Below are 17,192 nucleotides of genomic sequence, written 5' to 3'. Positions count from 1 at the left end.
CTTATTCGTTAAATTAGCTGTATGCTGACATTGGATGAATTTAATGCGCTTAACGGCCCCGAACAGGCCGAAGCTGTATGGAAGGGTATCTTCCTGGCTGACCGCGAGGAGAATGGCTTGATCATCAGGTTATATAGCCTGGATAACTTTTACGCTGAAGTATTCTATAATGTGCATACCAATAAGATACTTCGCTTAAGGGCTTTTAATGCCCTAAGTGAGCTGGCACCTTATCTGGCGGATATCAGGTTTAACCCCCGTTAAGACACTGATTCTTTAAGGTAAATTATATACTAACGAGATAGAGACAGCGTTCAATTATATATATTTATTCAACCAGCGCCAACGCTATTTCTACCGGGGTTTCTATTGTTTATTGATAAAAAATAAAGCCTATGGAAACGATCATGGTACAAGAAAACGATGCTGCCACATTAGATGTGATCAGCGCCGCATTACAAATGGAAGGATTCGGGGTTTGCAGCCCGGCTGATCAAAGCGAAAACATCCTGAACATGATCAGGCAGCACCATCCAAAGCTCGTCTTGCTGGATTGCCGGCTCGGTAATCAATCCGATAAGGAGATCTGTAAGAAAGTCAAAGTGCATTTTCCACGTTTGCCGGTCATCGCACTAAGCTGTGATAACCACATAGACGTACACTACAGAGAACTGGGCTTTGATGATTATCTTAAAAAACCTTTCGATCTGGATCAGCTTTACCAGGGAGTCAGGAAACAATTGTCAGGATATAAACGGAAAAAGATAAATAAGGAACTGACCCTGTAAATATCTTTTAATGGAAAGTCATGGATATCAATTATTGGCGGACGTCAAAACCAATTTTATTTCAACAGATCCAACCTATACCTATCGTGGGGGGAGGTGCTAACGTTTATTTTTGGAACCTGACACATTCAATATAAAAATATCAGCATTCGGGAAAATTTTGGTTCATTGCTTAAATACATCAATAGATATCCCAGTGCCTTTGTTAAAGGGCTACTCGTCTGTTGGATCGGGATGGCCGTCCTCCACAATCCCCTGTTTGTCATAAGGTATTGAAAAGCAAACCGTACAACCTTGTCCTGCTTCACTCGTCAGGTTAATCTCACCACCCTGAAGTAGTATCAACTGCCTGCAAAGATATAAACCCAGGCCGGTGCCTGACTTTTGGCCGCCTGCCTGGTAATATTGCGTAAATAGCCGCGCCTGCCGGTTTTTAGGGATGCCGGCTCCGGTATCTTTCACTTCTACGCTCAACCAAAGTTTGTCATCTCTTTCGGTCAGGTCTCCGGTCAAATCCACCTGGCCTTTATTCGTATATTTAATGGCGTTGCTCAGCAAATTAATGAGGACTTGTTTCAGCCTGAAGCCATCGCCCGTTACCAGAGCGCCCCCGACCATACCGTTAGTCTTGAGGTTAAGCTCAACCCCTTTATTTTCGGCCATAAAACGCATCGCATCCACTGAATCGGTCATGGCTTCAAGCGGAGAAAAATGATTTACGGCCAGCTCTGCGGGCTGCTGCTCTAATTTACTAACGTCGAGCACGTTATTTACGGTTTCAAGCAACAGCGACGACGCAAGATTAATAGAAGCTATTTTCTTCTCTTGTTCCGGCAGCAGGGCTGTCTTTTTCAGTGTGGAAACAGCCCCATTTATCGCCATTAATTTATTACGGATTTCATGGCTCATAATAGCCAGTATTTCAGATTTCTGACCGGCCAGCCTCACCGCTCGGGCATTCTCAACTTTGTAGCGCCGTTCCGCACCGGATGCTTTACGTATGTATACGAACAGCGAAATGATAAATACCAATACGAGCGCAGAGGCGACGCCAGTATAGGTATTCAAATCGCGCGTGGTTGATTGGTACTGCGCAAGTACCTGTTCCCTGCTTTTTTCGAAAGCTAGTTGTTCTATGTCCTGTAATTGCTGTATTACCTGGCGCAACTCGGTAAGCAGGTTTAAGTTTGCCAAAATCAATTCCTGGTTAGATTGTGAAAGACGGCCATATTGTTTTCCCAACTGCTTTAACAGCTTGCTGTCGTTCTGTCGGGCATCAGCCCTGGTCGCACCTGTATTGTGCTGACGTATGGTCAATACCTTCACAGCGTTTTTTTTGTTCAGCGCATCCTTTAACCTTTTTAACAGGCTGTTTTTAGCAATTTCCTCGCGGGTGGAAACCACAGTATCAGTTCTCAACCTGCCACGTGCCGGCAATTCCCTAGCAGGTAACCTAGCGTTGATTGAACCTGGTGTAGTGATATTAAGGAGTGAATCAAACCTTTTATGCAGGTCAAAAAGCTGTTGTGATATAGCCAGCTTTTGTTGCAACCCAAGGGCAATTTGCCGTTTACTTTCAGGCAAATAACTGTTACTATCGGCCCGGTAATGTTGACTGATAGCCGTCATCTGTCCAAAAATAGATTTAAGGTGCTGTTTATACGCCTCCAGGTCACCTGCATGGCCATTTGAACTGGCCTGCTGAAAGCTGTTTTCAGTTAAATTTAAATCAACAAGCAACCGACTTAACTCCGCTTGCTGTGATGATTGCCTAAGCTGGCTGCTAAGCCGCTCAAGCTTAGTATTGATCGTATGGCGTAATATAAATGATCCTGCTGTCACGACGAAGGTAAACAGCAGGAAAATAATAAATAGTTTTCTGATAATTCCGGTAAAACCTCCGGGTTGTTGTTGATTGATCATGAGGCGATTTACTGTCGGTATATAAATACGGAAAGCAAGGCCCCAGTTCTTCTAATGGTGAAGATATCTTTAGCTATCCTGCTGGAGCTTATTGATCTTTCCCTGGATTTTTTCAATTTCACGATTAATGCTCTTTACTTTCTCCTGATCCTTTTCCAATTTATGGCTCGCATCCTCTGCATCGCTGGTTTCGCTGGCGGCTTTTCGCGCTGCTTTCGCAGCTTTACGGGTATCACCGGCATCGCCCCCTACTGCTGCTGCCGCGTTTTTACGGCTTTTTTCCTGCGCGTTATTGGAACTTGACGCGGTTTGCTCTACTACAGCCTGTTCATCTGGAATACGATTCTGTATCTTGGTAAGCTCGGTTTGTAAGTCGACCAGTTTTTCGTTCAATTTCCTTACCTGCCTGTTGGTTTTTGCTGTATCCTTTTTTACTGAATCAATTGGCGCCGATGCTTTGGCGAACGAATATACACAGGCAAAAATTACAAAAAATAAAATTCTTTTCATTATAATCCTTAATTAATGAGCGGTTGTTAGCCGCTTGGTTAAAAAACGATTCAAAGAAAGGCGAGGACTTGAGCAAATAAAAACTCGTTCGACATAAAGCTCTGCTGGTTCGATGGAAACCAAGCGGCAATCGCTGGAAAATTATAGGATTTGAAATAACTAAACCCAAAGCTTAAAGTGTTCTTTAAACTGCTGGCGATATTGTTCGGTAACAGGTATGGTCGTCTTGCCAATTTTTACGGTGTAGTGCTGAATGGCATCTATCTTATCCAGGGCTACAATAAACGACCGGTGGATACGCATAAAACAATCCTGGGGCAGTCTTTCTTCCATTGCTTTCATGGTTGATAGCGCAATGGTCATTTCCCCGTCTTTAGTGAAAACTTTGATGTAATCTTTCAGGCTCTCAACATACAGTATCTCATTTAACGATACGCGAATCAGTTCATCCTTGACTTTGATAAAAATATGGTCATCTGCATCGTTTTTTTGACCTAATGACGAGGTATGCATTTTGGCTTTAACAGCAGCCTTGAAAAAGCTTTCATAAGTGAAAGGTTTCAAAAGGTAATCAATGGCGTCTACCTTATATCCATCTAAAGCATGATCACCGGAACCGCTGATAAAGATTATCCTTGGCATAGCCCGACGGGAACGCTCATAAAGGGTCTTTGCAAAGGTCATCCCGTCTATTCCGGGAAGATTAATATCAAGTATAATCAGGTTAATGTCCGAATGACTCAATATATCTATTGCTTCAGCGGGATTATTATAAGTCGATACAAGATGGAGAAACGGGGTTTCGCTAACAAAATCACTCACGATGGCACTTATGTCTGGATCATCGTCTATAATTATACAGTTGAGTTTAGTAATCATATCGCATTAATGAGGTGTCAGGGTTACGCTTACCGAAGTAAGCATACTGATTGTCGGTTCCAAGCTTGTTATTTATGGTATTAAAAATGGCGTTATTCCGCTGGAGGGGGAAAACGACTGTGATGAATAACGATGTTGACTGCTTAAATGAAACCATTCCAATGATGTATTATGATGCTCACAGGGTCTTCAATATATGGGCACAATTAGCCGTACACTCATAATATGCTTATATAAGTAAAGCTCCTGATGGGCAGGAGCTTTTACTAACCAATTATAAACCTAAATTATGAGAAGAATTTTTTATTTACTTAGTGTAAAGTTAACACTAAGTATTTGAAATTCCAAATGCTTTTTAAAAAAATATAGTTAGGTACATCAACCCGAAAAATTAGAAATTTTATTGCTGCTCTTGTATACAGCGTTTATTTCGGCACCAAAGTTTTTATTGGTGATAACCCAAAACGCTTCCATCACCTTGTTGGCTCTTTGTTTATGCAGATGTTATTGGCATTTTAATAAAAAGACCCTTTAAGAGCATAAAAACAGAAGTTTTGAGGCATTTGGAAAATATGTAATGCTTCAATTGATACGATTTGATAACATATTGATATTCAATGATTATTCTGTTAAAATATTAGCACCGTAATTTGTTTTGCACTGCCCAAAGTGCAATTAATTAACCAATTATATATTGTTAACCAAGTAATTATGATGAAAAGGCTATTTTTCTTATTAATGGCGCTGTGTGCCATTGTTTTTTCCTGCAAAAAGAATGTTGTATCAAAAGCTGACAGGCTTCTTGCGGATGCCGATGTCGGCAGAGCCCGTGCAGTTAATGCGGTAACCGTATCAACTAAGGCGCCCCTTTACTGGAACCCATATGAGTATAACATTGTACACGACGGATATATTCCTGAAGCAGAGTGGCAGGCCAATATTAACTGGGTAGACCAAAATCTGAAATCATACGGGTATAAGATGATCTGCATTGACGGCTGGGGAGATGATGCATCCTATAATGTTAATGGGTACCGAACCAAACATGCCAGCCAATGGACACATGATTACGCCTACTGGTCAACGTATATTCAGCAACATGGCATGACACTGGGAATGTATAACAATCCGCTTTGGGTAAACAAAGCCGCGGCCGATGCCGGCGTAAAAATTAAAGGCACTCAAATTCCCTTATCCAGTATAATAAATCCGGCAGAAAACGCGACATGGTTTACCTGGGTACAGGTTAACAATCCGGGAGCTGAACAATATGTAAAGGGCTATATCCAGTATTATGCCGATATGGGGGTGAAGTTTTTGAGGGTCGATTTTTTGTCATGGTATGAAACAGGCCAGGATCAGAACCTGGGAACAGTTGGTCCCTCAAGGCCGAAAGCTGATTATGATAAAGCGCTGAGCTGGATGCGTCAGGCATGCGATTCCAATGGAATATTCCTAAGCCTGGTCATGCCTAATCTGAAAAATGAGGGGGAGCTGGAAAATAAATATGGACGAATGATCCGGATCAATGACGACACCGGATTTGATGCCGCATGGGGCCGCTTCAATAATCTCAATCGCGGGACCAGGACTGTAGACGTTTGGTCCCAATATGACAATGCGTTTGACGGATATACCTATTGGTCAAAACTGTCGGGCAGGGGGAAACTGGTGCTCGATGGAGACTTTATCAGGCTTAATAAGTTTGCTAACGATGATGAACGAAAAACAGCAGTCTCGTTAAACCTTATTGCCGGCGGTCCGGTATCTGTGGCCGACCAATATAACAGCATTGGCGGGAGTTTATGGATCTATCAAAATACAGAGTTACTGGCCTTAAACCAGGACGGGTTTGTCGGTAAGCCCCTGAATAATGATCCAACGAACGCGCTGAGCCAGGTATGGAAGGGTCAAATGACAAACGGAGACTGGGTGGTAGGCCTGTTTAACCGGGAAGACGTCGCTCAGAACCGTACCATAAATTTTTCAACTGACCTCGGGATTACCGGATATGCAAAAGTAAGGGATATGTGGCAGCATACTGACCTGGGAAGCATGGACTCCTACACGATAAGCGTCCCGGCACATGGTTGTGTTATTTTAAAGGTAATACCTGAAATCATATCGGGTGGTATATACCGGATAACTAATCGTAACAGCGGTAAAGCGCTTGATATTTATCAGCAGTCAATAGCAGACGGGGCAATCGTACATCAGTGGGATTATTCAGGAATACCCAGCCAGAAATGGAAACTTGCCAGTACAGGCAGCGGCTATTTTACGTTAAGCAATACCAATAGCAATAAGAATATGGATGTATACCAGCAATCTGTTGCTGATGATGTGCAGATTCATCAGTGGACAGCATCAGGTGTCAACAGTCAGAAATGGATCCTTGTAACCGTTGGAGGCGGCTATTATAAAATTGTGAACCTTAACAGCGGCAAAGTGCTGGATGTTTATGGCGCGTCGACAGTTAATGGAGGAGTGGTTAAACAATTTACTTATACCGGCGGCACAAACCAGCAGTGGCTGGTAACAAAGTTATAAAAGATAACAAAACATTAATTTTGCTCAGCTCAGGGCTGCCATCTGGCGGCCCTGACTTTTATATCTGTTTTTGATCTCCTTTAAGATTATAAACATAAACAGAAGGGCTTACTCCAAACTGTCTTTGAAAGTCGCGTGAAAAATTAGTAGGCAATGTATAACCGATCATATTGGCAACCTCGTTGATCTTGTGGTCGCCTTCAGCGAGCAATTCTGCGCCTTTTTTAAGACGGGACAGATTGATCAGTTCATTAGGCGTCATGTCGGATATGCCCTTGATCTTGCGGTACAATGTAGGGCGGCTCATGTTCATCATGCCCGACAGCTGATCAACATCCAAATCCATATCCGTAATATGGTCGTAAATGATCTTGTTCAGGCGGTCAAGAAAATCCTTATCAGCCTTGGATACCGCTATTCCTTTAATGTGGGTCAGGGGAGACCGTGCAAAGTACTCCTTCATCATATTGCGGTTCATCAGCAAATTGTTCATTTGAGCCAGCAAATGTTCAAAGGCAAATGGTTTTTCAATATAAGCATCGGCACCAACCTCCAGGCCTTCAATTTTGGAGTTAAGTGAGTTTTTTGCCGTAAGTAAAATAATGGGTATGTGACTGTATTGCAAATCGCTTTTCATTTTTCTGCAAAGCTCAATACCATCCATTACCGGCATCATAATATCACTGATTACTATCTGCACATTTTCTTTTTGCAGCACATCAAGCGCCTCTTGGCCGTTATGGGCTTTAAGTATGTAATATGTGGCAACTAATTCTTTTGTTAAATAATTTAATATCTCTCTGTTATCCTCAACTAATAATATATAGGGTTTATTTGTATCAGTATCATTGCTAGCGGGCGTATTGGTTTCTTTTAATACTAAATCTTCCTTTTCGGTCAGGTCTATTTCTGTTTCCTGATGCATTGGCAGCGAAAGCAGGAAAATATTCTGCGCGTTAATGGATGGTTTTAGCTCCAATACGCCTTTGTGTAATAATGTTAATGACCGCGCCAATGGCAAACCAATACCCGTTCCAGCTTCTTTTTCAGTCTCTTTTATCCTGTAAAAAGGTTCAAATACTTTTTCCTGCAGATCAACAGGGATCAGGAAACCATCGTTGCGAACCTCTATCCTGAATAGCTCATCCTCGCTACTGAATGGTAACAGCTTAATCGCGGCAGTTTGAGCCGCGTATTTAATAGCATTATTAAACAAATTGCTCAATATCTTTTTTAAAGCCTCATGGTCAACATAAGCGTGCAGGGTTATACGAGGCAAGTCCAGCTTATAGGTGAGGTTTTTTAATTCGGCTGCCGGTTTAAAGGTGGCATAGACCTCGTTCAGTAACTCGTTAATATCTGTTTTTGAAAAATTCAGGCTGAACTTATTGGCCTCAGCTTTCCTGAAATCAAGCAGCTGATTGGTGAGCCCTATCAGGCGGTTAGCGTTTTTATTGATCATAGCAAGGTTTTCATTGGTTTCGGGGTTATCGAAGTGGCTGTTTATCAGTTTATCTAAAGGCATCTTTATCAGAGTAAGCGGCGTTCGTATCTCGTGGGCCACATTGGTAAAAAACTCTATCTTGGCATTATAGATCTCCCGTTCGGTATTAATTTCAATAGTTTCAATACGCCTTTTGTTTTTCTCGCTAACGGCTAAGTGGTAATATCTTACAATGGTAGTTATCACGCTGGCTACAATGATCAGGTAAAGTGTATAAGCCCAGAATGTGGCATAAAAGGGGGGTAATATCCTGATATTTAACTTCACTATTTTACCATTCCATACACCTTCGCTATTTGATCCTTTTAAGTTAAAAACGTAATTGCCGGCCGGTAATTTGGTATAATAGATCTTCCTGTTGTTTTTAAACTGTATCCAGTTTTTGTCGATGCCATCCATTTTATAGGCGTAACCATTCATTTCCGGGATAACATAACTTAAAGCAGCCACATCCAGACTAATATTGGAACTGTTGTAGGGAAGCGTGACGGCCTGCGTGTAAGTAATAGATTTTGACAGTGGGGAACCTTGTTTGTTTATTGCCAGTTCGGTATTGTTAACCTGCAATCCTGTTATATAGACGGGCGGCACATAGGGGTTCTTTACAAATCTGGCTGGTATAAAGCTCACCATCCCCTTTACGGTGCCAAAATACATGGTACCGTTTGTATCGTGATAGGATGAATTATAGTTAAACTGTTCGGTCGGCAAACCGTTCACGGTATGATAGTTACTGAATGAGCTGCTTGTCGGGTCAAACCTGGCCAGTCCTTTAGCTGTTGAGATCCATAATTTACCTGTTTCATCCTCTTGCATCCTGAAAACCTGGTTGTCAGGTAAGCCATTTTCTTTAGTATAGTTTGTTATTTGTTTGTTTTTGGGATTATAGCGGCTCAGGCCGCCCTCGGTGCAAAACCAAACCTGCTTGCGGCTATCTATAAACAAACCGTTCACATAATCATTCAGGATACTGTTGGTATTGCCCGGTTGGTAAAAAATATGCCCTTTTTTGTTTTTTGATTCATTATAATAATATACCCCGTTTCCATAGGTGCTTACCCATAAAGTGCCTTCATTGTCTTCATGGATAGATTGAATATGATCGCCAAAAAAGAGCAGCCAGTTAAAGCTATCGGTCGCCCTGTTATATTTAAACAAGCCATTCCAGGTACCTACCAAAATATCACCGCCCTGGGTTTTGTACAGGGCAACTATAAAATTACCATGAAAGCTTTTATCATCGGTATTGGACGAGTAATGTTTAATCACTTTTTCTGTTCGCAGATCCATCACATCCAGTCCGTGCTCATAGGTGCCTATCCATAATTGGTTGCCATCGGCAACAAGGCCATGAATATTCCGGTAAGATATACCGCCAGCTTCCTTTCCAGGTAAAAAATGTTTAATTAAACCCGTTTTATGATCTATTTTGTTCAGGCCGGCATCTTCTGTACCTATCCACAAGTTACCATACATGTCTTTGGTGATCTCGTGAACAATGTTCCCGCTCAGGCTGTTAATACCAGGCTCCGGGAAATATTTTTTAAAGTTGTTGTACTGGCCCGAGTAATAGTTCAGCCCGCCAAAATAGGTGCCAATCCAGGTCCCGCCCTCACGGTCCTTATATATAGCTGAAACGATATTATCGGTAATGGAATACGGGTCGCTGTATTGTTTTTGTACGATGGTGGTTTTACCGTTTACCAGGTTAAATATATACAATCCGCTTTCCGTACCAAGCCAATAAGTACCGTCACTCTGGTGAAAAACAACGTGTACGTGAATGTCAGCCTGTGTTTTTTGATCTTTAAAGATGTTGAACAGGCGGTTGGCTTTGTAGTTATATAAAACGACCTGGTTCATAGTGCCTACGATAACCGAGGTGTCCCCAACAGGGTAGATTTCCTGTATTGCGGAAAACTTACGCCCGCCATTGATCATTGAAATTTCGTAGCCCGCTATCTTTCTGCCGGCGGCGTTATAATGGTTGATAAAACCCTGTGAGGTAGCGGTCCAGACCGAGCCATCTGCGGCCATATTTAGGGTGATGGACTGGTCGTTTTTGAGCGGATAGGGAGTGATGATCTTACTCAGTTCGTCATAACGGTAAAGTGTAAGGTTTGATATGATCCAGATATGATGCTGATGGTCGCCTGCGATATACCTTACCTCCCCAGGAGGTATCTGTTTAAAGACTGTAAAGCTTTCCTCAAGCGGGTTAAACAGGTAAATTCCTTTGTAGGTACCCACCCAAAGTGTCTCGCTGCGGTCTTCGTATAAACTGAAAATTGAATTGCTCCCGATACTGGTGCTATCACCCAGTTTGTTGCCGAACAATTTAAATACATTACCATCAAAACGGTTAAGCCCGTTGCGGCTGCCAAACCACATAAAGCCTTTTTTATCCTGTAAAATGGAGGTAATGGTATTACTGGACAGCCCGTTTTGCACCTGATAGTTTTTAAAATAGTACGATGCCTGCTGTCCGCTGGCAGCCACAAAATTAAACAGAAGTAATATCAGGTATAGTTTTTTCAAAATTGGTTATACTAATCAGGTGCATTGCCCGCGTGGATTTCTCCTTCAGTTAGCGGGGCAGGTAACCGGGCTTAAATATAACCACATATTTCAACCTATATTTTCTCATTCGCAAATTGATACATTTTGAATTTAAATTGAAATGCTGTGATTGCGCCCTTTCTTTTCAAAGCCCTTATTTAGGGCTCATCAAAATACCGCCGCCAATCGGTATCAGATTAGTCCGTAACCAAAATATAAACTAAATAAATAATTATGAAGAAAATCTACGCTGCACATTTTCACGCTGTTCAATCCAGCGTCATCTAATCAATTCAAATAAGGCGGCCAATGCCTTGAAATTATAACCTGAAATCCTAAAAAATATGAAATTTCGTTTACGAAAATTACATTTTGGCGCGTCCAAAATAACAATGGCCATTAGTCCGCTGGTGTTGCTCATGGCGATGCCGGTATGCACTTTTGCGTCGGCAAAGGAGCGGGATGTATCGGCCCGGGTAACTGCCGGCCCGATGCAATCCATAAGTATCAGCGGTAAAGTTACTGATGCCGCCGGCGCGCTGCCCGGTGTATCGGTAACAGAAAAAGGCACCGGCAACGGTACCCTCACCGATGCTAACGGTAACTACAAACTGAACGTGAAAGATCGTAATGCCATACTGGTGTTCAGCTTTATTGGCTACATAAGCCAGGAGGTGCCGGTTGCCGATAAAACCTTCCTTAATATTATCATGACCGAAAACGCAAAGGCCCTTAACGAGGTTGTGGTGGTAGGTTACGGTACGCAAAAAAAGAAGGATGTTACCGGAGCCGTAACCTCCGTTAATATTAAGGAGATTTCCTCGCAGCCTGTGCCCGATATTGGCCAGGCTATTGAAGGTCGCGCTGCCGGTGTGCAGGCCATTACTTCCGGTTCGCCGGGCAGCAATGTTACCATCAGGGTGCGGGGAGTGGGTACCATTAACAATGCCGATCCCCTGATCGTTATTGATGGCGTGCCCACTGATGTTCCGCTGAATACGATCAATCCCGACGATGTAGCCTCATTTGATGTGTTAAAAGATGCATCAGCCGCCGCTATTTACGGGTCGCGCGGCGCAAATGGAGTGGTGCTGATCACTACCAAAAAGGGTACCGCAGGGCAAAGCCATTTAAGTGTTAATGCTTTTGCCGGCGTACAAAAAGCAACCAATATGGTAAAGCTCTTAAACGCGGGCCAGTTTGCACAGTTGAACAACGAGTTACTGGCCAATAATAACCAATCAACCAACCCGGCCTATGCCGATCCTAAATCATTGGGTGTGGGTACTAACTGGCTCGACGCCTTGTTCAAAACTGCACCTATCCAAAGTTATACCCTTTCCTATTCGGGCGGTACAGATAAGTCCGATTATTATGTCTCGGGTAGCGTTTTAGATCAAAAAGGTATTGTAACCAGTACCGCTTACCGCAGGTACACCATACAGTTTAACGGTAATAACAAAGTGTTAAAATGGCTTAAGTTTGGTAACAACATCACCCTAAACCATGACGAAAAGCCAAGCGGCTCGTATGATATTCGTGGGGCCATGTCGGCCAATCCGGCACAGCCTATCTTTAATGCAGATGGTACGTATGCTGGTCCGGTAGGGCAGCCGCAGTTTTATGGCGACGTGAAAAATCCCATCGCGACAGCAAACCTGGTTAAAAATAATACTGACGGTTACAATTTATTGGGGTCGATATATGCCGAGGCCACTATACTACCCGGTTTAACTTTTAAAACCACAGGCGGCATGCAGGCTTCATTCTTTAACAGCCGTACCTTTTCACCAAAGTATAACTACCAGCCCATCCCGCAGCCAAACTCCTATCTGGCCGAGCAGTACAATAAAAGCATTACCTATACCTGGGATAATTTTTTAACCTACGATAGGTTTTTTGGGAAAGATCATCACCTTACCGTATTGGCCGGAACCGACGCGCAGAGCAATGCCTACCATTTTGCAGGCGGTAACGTAAGCGGTTTTGCCAGCGATGTTACCCAGCAGCTTAACAATGGCACGCTTAACCCGGTATTACAGGGCGATGGATCAGAATGGTCGTTATTATCTTATGTTGGCCGCGCCAATTATGCTTATAAAGACCGCTATCTGTTTACCGCTACCGTAAGGCGGGATGGTTCATCCCGTTTTGGCGAAAATAATAAATACGGAACCTTTCCATCGGCATCATTAGCCTGGCGCTTAACCCAGGAGCCATTTTTTAAGAATATTACTTTTTTTGATGATCTGAAGATCCGTGCGGGCTACGGCGAAACCGGTAATCAAAACATCGGTAATTATTCCTTCGCATCGGTATTAACAACGGCGGTATACAACTTTAATGGTACCGTGGTACCTGCCGAAATAGCCCTTAATGCCGCCAACCCCAACCTGCATTGGGAAACCGTTAAGCAGAGCAATTTAGGTATTGATGCAACCTTCCTACACCAGCGTATTACGTTAAATGTAGATGGTTATATTAAAAAAACAACTGGTATGCTGGTACCAATTAACCTGCCCATCTCTACCGGTTACTCTGGCGCGGCCCCTTATGGCAATGCAGGTAATGTGGAGAATAAAGGTATCGAGATTGCTGTATCCTCCAGGAACTTAACCGGCGCGTTCACCTGGACAACCAATGCCAATATCTCCTTCAATAAAAATAAAATCACCGCTTTAAGTGATAATAATTCCTTGTTTGGCGGTAGCATCGGTTTAAATGGCAATATCAATATCAATTCGGTTGGGCATCCCATTAATAGCTTTTATGGCTTTGTAACACAGGGTATTTTTCAAACCCAGTTTGATGTAGATGCCCATGCTGCCCAGCAAACCGGTGCTGATCCTTACAATCGTACCTCGGCAGGCGATATCAGGTTTAAGGATCTGAATAACGACAACGTGATCAATGATGCCGATCGTACCTATATCGGCAACCCCAACCCCAAATTCATTTACGCTATGAACAATACCTTCAGCTATAAAGGTATCGACCTGAGCATATTTTTACAGGGTGTGTATGGCAACAAGATATTTAATGCCAACAATGTGTACCAGGAAAGCATGGCCGTTGCCCAAAACCAAACAACAAGGGTTTTAGGCAGATGGGTGGGAGAGGGCACCAGCAATACTATCCCGAGGGCCATTTATAACGACCCTAACAAAAACTCCCGCATATCTGATCGTTTTGTGGAAAATGGTTCCTATCTGCGTATCAAAAGCGCCACATTAGGTTACACCGTTCCGCAGCTTTATATGAAGCGGATAGGTTTCAGCAGTGCCCGCTTGTACGTTACCGGGCAAAACCTGTTCACCTTTAGCAAATACACCGGTTTTGATCCGGAAGTGGGCAGCAACGGCATCGATTTTAGCGTGTACCCTGTAACCCGTACCATTAGCTTAGGTATCAATTTAACACTTTAATTTTTAAAGCATTAATAATGAAAACCAATAAATATATAACCGCTTTAGTGCTGTTTGCCGCATTAGTGAGCTGCAAGAAAGATTTTCTGAATAAGGCCCCTTTAGATTCTGTGAACACAGCCAACTACTATAAAACTGCCGAGGACGCCGTAAATGCAGTGAATGCTGCCTACCAGCCCCTGCAGCGTCCCAAACTGTATAACTTCAGGATCTGGACAACGGATATCATGGCCGGCAACAGTGTAACAGGCGCCGGCGGCGGTACCGACGGTATTGAAACCCAGGACGAACAAAACTTTGTAACTACATCGGCCAACGCCGGGGTACTGGATGTTTATCGCGGCCCTGCGCCGGGTATTTTGCAATGTAATATTGTACTGCAAAAAGTACCCGATATAAGCATGGATCCCACTTTGAAGAACCGCATTATAGGCGAAGCTAAATTTTTAAGGGCGCTGTATTATTTTAATCTGGTAAGGTTATTTGGCGATGTACCGCTCATCACCAAACCGCAGATAGTGGGTGATGACCTTAAAGTAAAGCGTTCGCCTAAGGCAGATGTTTACGCTTTGATCATCGAGGATCTTACGGATGCCATGGGGCTGCTTCCAGCTGCATCAGCCTATTCCGGCGCCGATATTGGCAGGGCATCAAAGGGCTCGGCAACCGGCTTGTTAGCTAAGGTTTATTTAACCCTGGGCAACTACCAGCAAACGGTTGATCTGTGCAAACAGGTAACTGCTTTAGGTTACTCCCTGAATGCCAGTTATGCCGATAATTTTTCAGCTACCAAAAAAAATACAGCCGAATCGTTATTTGAAGTTCAATATAGCGGTGCCACCACTTATGGTTTCTTTGATGATTTTAACCAGGCAGCCTGGCCAAGCACTTTTACAGGCCCGCGTAATTCAGATTTTGTAGGGGGCTCCTATGGCTGGAATCAGCCAACGCAGGAGTTTGTAAATGCTTATGAAAGCGGCGACGTGCGTAAGGACATTACCATATTGTATCCCGGTTGCCCGGCATTTGACGGTAAAGCCTACAAGGCATCTTACTCGACCACCGGCTTTAACCTGCGTAAGTTCTTGGTGCCGAAATCCATATCGCCTGATTATAATACCAACCCCGAGAACTTTCCGGTTTTGCGCTACGCGGATGTTTTGCTCATGCAGGCCGAAGCCATGAATGAACTGGGCCAGGCCGGCACCGAAGTGCCGCTTAATGTGGTGCGCCACCGTGCCGGAATAGCAAATATCGCCACCGGATTATCAAAAGATGCTTTCCGCACCGTGGTTTTGCACGAGCGCCGCATGGAACTGGCTTTTGAAGGCCAGCGCTGGTTTGATCTTATCAGGGTAAACAACGGCCAGTATGGGCTGGATTTCCTGCATTCTATTGGTAAAACAAATGCCACAGCCAAATTCCTGTTGCTGCCAATACCCCAGCAGGAGATAGATTCAAACCCTAATCTTGTACAAAACACAGGCTATTAATTAATCAACATAAACCTCAATCATGAAAGCTTTCAACTTCAGTGATGTTTATTCATCACGATATAAAAACAGCAGATCCACACTTTGGGGCTTGCTGCTCATATCTGTTTTTGCCCTGCTCACGTTTTCCTGTAAAAAGGATAATATCATGCCGCAGGTTACCTCAACCCCGGTGTTATCGGCATCATCAAGCACTATTGTGCTTACAAGGGATAATAAAGATCAGCCGGCTGTTACCCTGAAATGGTCGGCGGCGGCGGTAAAGGGGATGCAGGGTTCCGTTACCTACTTTTTGCAGTGGGATTTAAAAGGCAGCAATTTTGCCAACGCCACCAATATTAAATTGGGCCGGGATACCCTTACCAAAACCTATACGCAGGAAGCATTGAACAACCTGTTTAATACACTGCCCATAGCTGCAGCCACACAGGTAGAGGTGCGTATCGTAATTGCCACTTCTGATGGTTCCGTATCGCCGTTTAACTCCAATACGGTTGTCTTAACGGTTACCACTTACAACAAAGTTATCCCGCCGCCATACAGCGAGCTTTGGATGGTGGGTGATGCCACGCCAAAAGGTTGGGATATTAGTAACGCCACCCCGATGGTGCAGGATGCTGCCGCCCCTTATTTGTTTACCTATACGGGCTTACTGGTTGCGGGCGAATTTAAGATAGCTACCGTGAAAGATTTTGGCGGCGCGTTTTATCGTCCTTTAACCAATCACCCGGCATTAACCGAAACAACCGCTCAGGTAAGTTCCGGCGATCCTGATAATAAATGGCAGATTGTCGCGGCCAAAGCCGGTAACTACAAAGTAACGCTTAACCTGCATAACAGCAGCATCAGCATTGTAAGTACCGATCCGCCCAAAGCACCGTACAGCCAGTTATGGTTATTGGGTGATGCCTCGCCGGGTGGCTGGAGCCTTGATGCCGCTACACCTTTAGTGGTTGATGCAAGCGATTCATTCATCTTTACCTGGACCGGGCCGCTGGTTGCCGGCGACTTTAAGATAGCTACCGCCAAAGATTTCAGTGCGCCGTTTTACAGGCCAGCTACTAATGCGCCCGATCTTTCGGCTACAGCCATACAGCTCAACGCGGGCGATCCGGATAATAAATGGCACATTACAACGGCCAGTACCTATAAAATTACGCTTAACCTGCGCACCAATACCATCAGCATTGTAAATACCATTGTAAGCACACCGCCTTACACCGCGCTGTGGATCATTGGCGATGCCGCGCCGGGAGGATGGAGTTTGGACGCCGCTGTGCCGATGGTAAAAAGCGCCACGGATCCCTTCGTATTTACCTGGACCGGCCCGCTGGTTGCCGGGGAGTTCAAGATTGGTACGGCAAAAGATTTTGGTGCAAAATTTTACAGGCCGGTAAGCGATCATCCTGCACTTTCGGCCACAACCGTGCAGCTCAGTTCCGGAGATCCGGATAACAAATGGGTGGTTACGGCTTCAACAGCAGGCAATTACAAGATAACGCTCAATATGAAAGATTTGAGCATTGCTATAGTAAAACAATAAACTATAATCGTCCCCGGT

At 43.9% G+C, this 17,192-nt stretch carries 10 protein-coding genes; 6 read left to right on the top strand and 4 right to left on the bottom strand.

The genetic code is table 11. The annotated features are described in order from the left end of the window. Positions 1-21: 21 nt before the first annotated feature. Positions 22-264: a hypothetical protein gene (locus WC743_RS06145; protein WP_373010977.1), complete on the top strand. Its 243-nt coding sequence runs from the start codon at positions 22-24 to the stop codon at positions 262-264. Between the two features lie 131 nt (positions 265-395). After that, positions 396-788, top strand: coding sequence for a response regulator transcription factor (locus WC743_RS06140; protein ID WP_373010976.1), 393 nt, complete (start codon positions 396-398; stop codon positions 786-788). 213 nt (positions 789-1,001) lie between these two features. On the opposite strand, the gene WC743_RS06135 is transcribed toward WC743_RS06140, so the two are convergent. From WC743_RS06135 to WC743_RS06125, 3 genes are all read right to left on the bottom strand, one after another. Then, complete coding sequence (locus tag WC743_RS06135; RefSeq protein WP_373010975.1) at positions 1,002-2,711, bottom strand: sensor histidine kinase; 1,710 nt, start codon at positions 2,709-2,711, stop codon at positions 1,002-1,004. A 69-nt stretch (positions 2,712-2,780) separates the two neighbouring features. Continuing rightward, on the bottom strand, positions 2,781-3,221 hold the full coding sequence (locus tag WC743_RS06130) for a hypothetical protein (RefSeq protein ID WP_373010974.1): 441 nt from the start codon (positions 3,219-3,221) through the stop codon (positions 2,781-2,783). A 159-nt stretch (positions 3,222-3,380) separates the two neighbouring features. Then, entirely contained in the window at positions 3,381-4,100 is a 720-nt protein-coding gene (locus tag WC743_RS06125; RefSeq protein WP_373010973.1) for a LytR/AlgR family response regulator transcription factor, read from the bottom strand. A gap of 711 nt (positions 4,101-4,811) precedes the next feature. Between WC743_RS06125 and WC743_RS06120 the strand changes: the two genes are divergently transcribed. Beyond that, on the top strand, positions 4,812-6,650 hold the full coding sequence (locus tag WC743_RS06120) for an RICIN domain-containing protein (RefSeq protein ID WP_373010972.1): 1,839 nt from the start codon (positions 4,812-4,814) through the stop codon (positions 6,648-6,650). Positions 6,651-6,708: 58 nt separating this feature from the next. On the opposite strand, the gene WC743_RS06115 is transcribed toward WC743_RS06120, so the two are convergent. Then, positions 6,709-10,692: a two-component regulator propeller domain-containing protein gene (locus WC743_RS06115; protein ID WP_373010971.1), complete on the bottom strand. Its 3,984-nt coding sequence runs from the start codon at positions 10,690-10,692 to the stop codon at positions 6,709-6,711. 365 nt (positions 10,693-11,057) lie between these two features. Here WC743_RS06115 and WC743_RS06110 point away from each other — a divergent pair, with 365 nt between their 5' ends. The 3 genes from WC743_RS06110 to WC743_RS06100 are packed head-to-tail and all read left to right on the top strand — an operon-like array spanning position 11,058 to position 17,174. Further along, complete coding sequence (locus WC743_RS06110; protein ID WP_373010969.1) at positions 11,058-14,138, top strand: SusC/RagA family TonB-linked outer membrane protein; 3,081 nt, start codon at positions 11,058-11,060, stop codon at positions 14,136-14,138. A 17-nt stretch (positions 14,139-14,155) separates the two neighbouring features. After that, the gene (locus tag WC743_RS06105) at positions 14,156-15,631 is read left to right on the top strand and encodes a RagB/SusD family nutrient uptake outer membrane protein (protein WP_373010968.1); all 1,476 of its coding nucleotides are present in this window, start codon (positions 14,156-14,158) and stop codon (positions 15,629-15,631) included. 22 nt (positions 15,632-15,653) lie between these two features. Next, positions 15,654-17,174 (top strand): SusF/SusE family outer membrane protein, encoded by a 1,521-nt coding sequence (locus WC743_RS06100; protein ID WP_373010967.1) that lies wholly within the window; start codon positions 15,654-15,656, stop codon positions 17,172-17,174. Positions 17,175-17,192: the final 18 nt, after the last annotated feature.

It is taken from the genome of Mucilaginibacter sp. (assembly GCF_041660805.1).
In the GTDB taxonomy this organism is placed as follows: Bacteria; Bacteroidota; Bacteroidia; order Sphingobacteriales; family Sphingobacteriaceae; genus Mucilaginibacter.
Note: the sequence above shows the minus strand (reverse complement) of the source record. Positions and strands in the feature narration are given on the sequence as shown.

Bases quoted from the DNA above. Each gene is read 5' to 3' on its own strand.
- WC743_RS06145 (WP_373010977.1), top strand. From the start codon at position 22: ATGCTGACATTGGATGAATTTAATGCGCTTAACGGCCCCGAACAGGCC.
- WC743_RS06140 (WP_373010976.1), top strand. From the start codon at position 396: ATGGAAACGATCATGGTACAAGAAAACGATGCTGCCACATTAGATGTG.
- WC743_RS06135 (WP_373010975.1), bottom strand. From the start codon at position 2,711: ATGATCAATCAACAACAACCCGGAGGTTTTACCGGAATTATCAGAAAA.
- WC743_RS06130 (WP_373010974.1), bottom strand. From the start codon at position 3,221: ATGAAAAGAATTTTATTTTTTGTAATTTTTGCCTGTGTATATTCGTTC.
- WC743_RS06125 (WP_373010973.1), bottom strand. From the start codon at position 4,100: ATGATTACTAAACTCAACTGTATAATTATAGACGATGATCCAGACATA.
- WC743_RS06120 (WP_373010972.1), top strand. From the start codon at position 4,812: ATGATGAAAAGGCTATTTTTCTTATTAATGGCGCTGTGTGCCATTGTT.
- WC743_RS06110 (WP_373010969.1), top strand. From the start codon at position 11,058: ATGAAATTTCGTTTACGAAAATTACATTTTGGCGCGTCCAAAATAACA.
- WC743_RS06105 (WP_373010968.1), top strand. From the start codon at position 14,156: ATGAAAACCAATAAATATATAACCGCTTTAGTGCTGTTTGCCGCATTA.
- WC743_RS06100 (WP_373010967.1), top strand. From the start codon at position 15,654: ATGAAAGCTTTCAACTTCAGTGATGTTTATTCATCACGATATAAAAAC.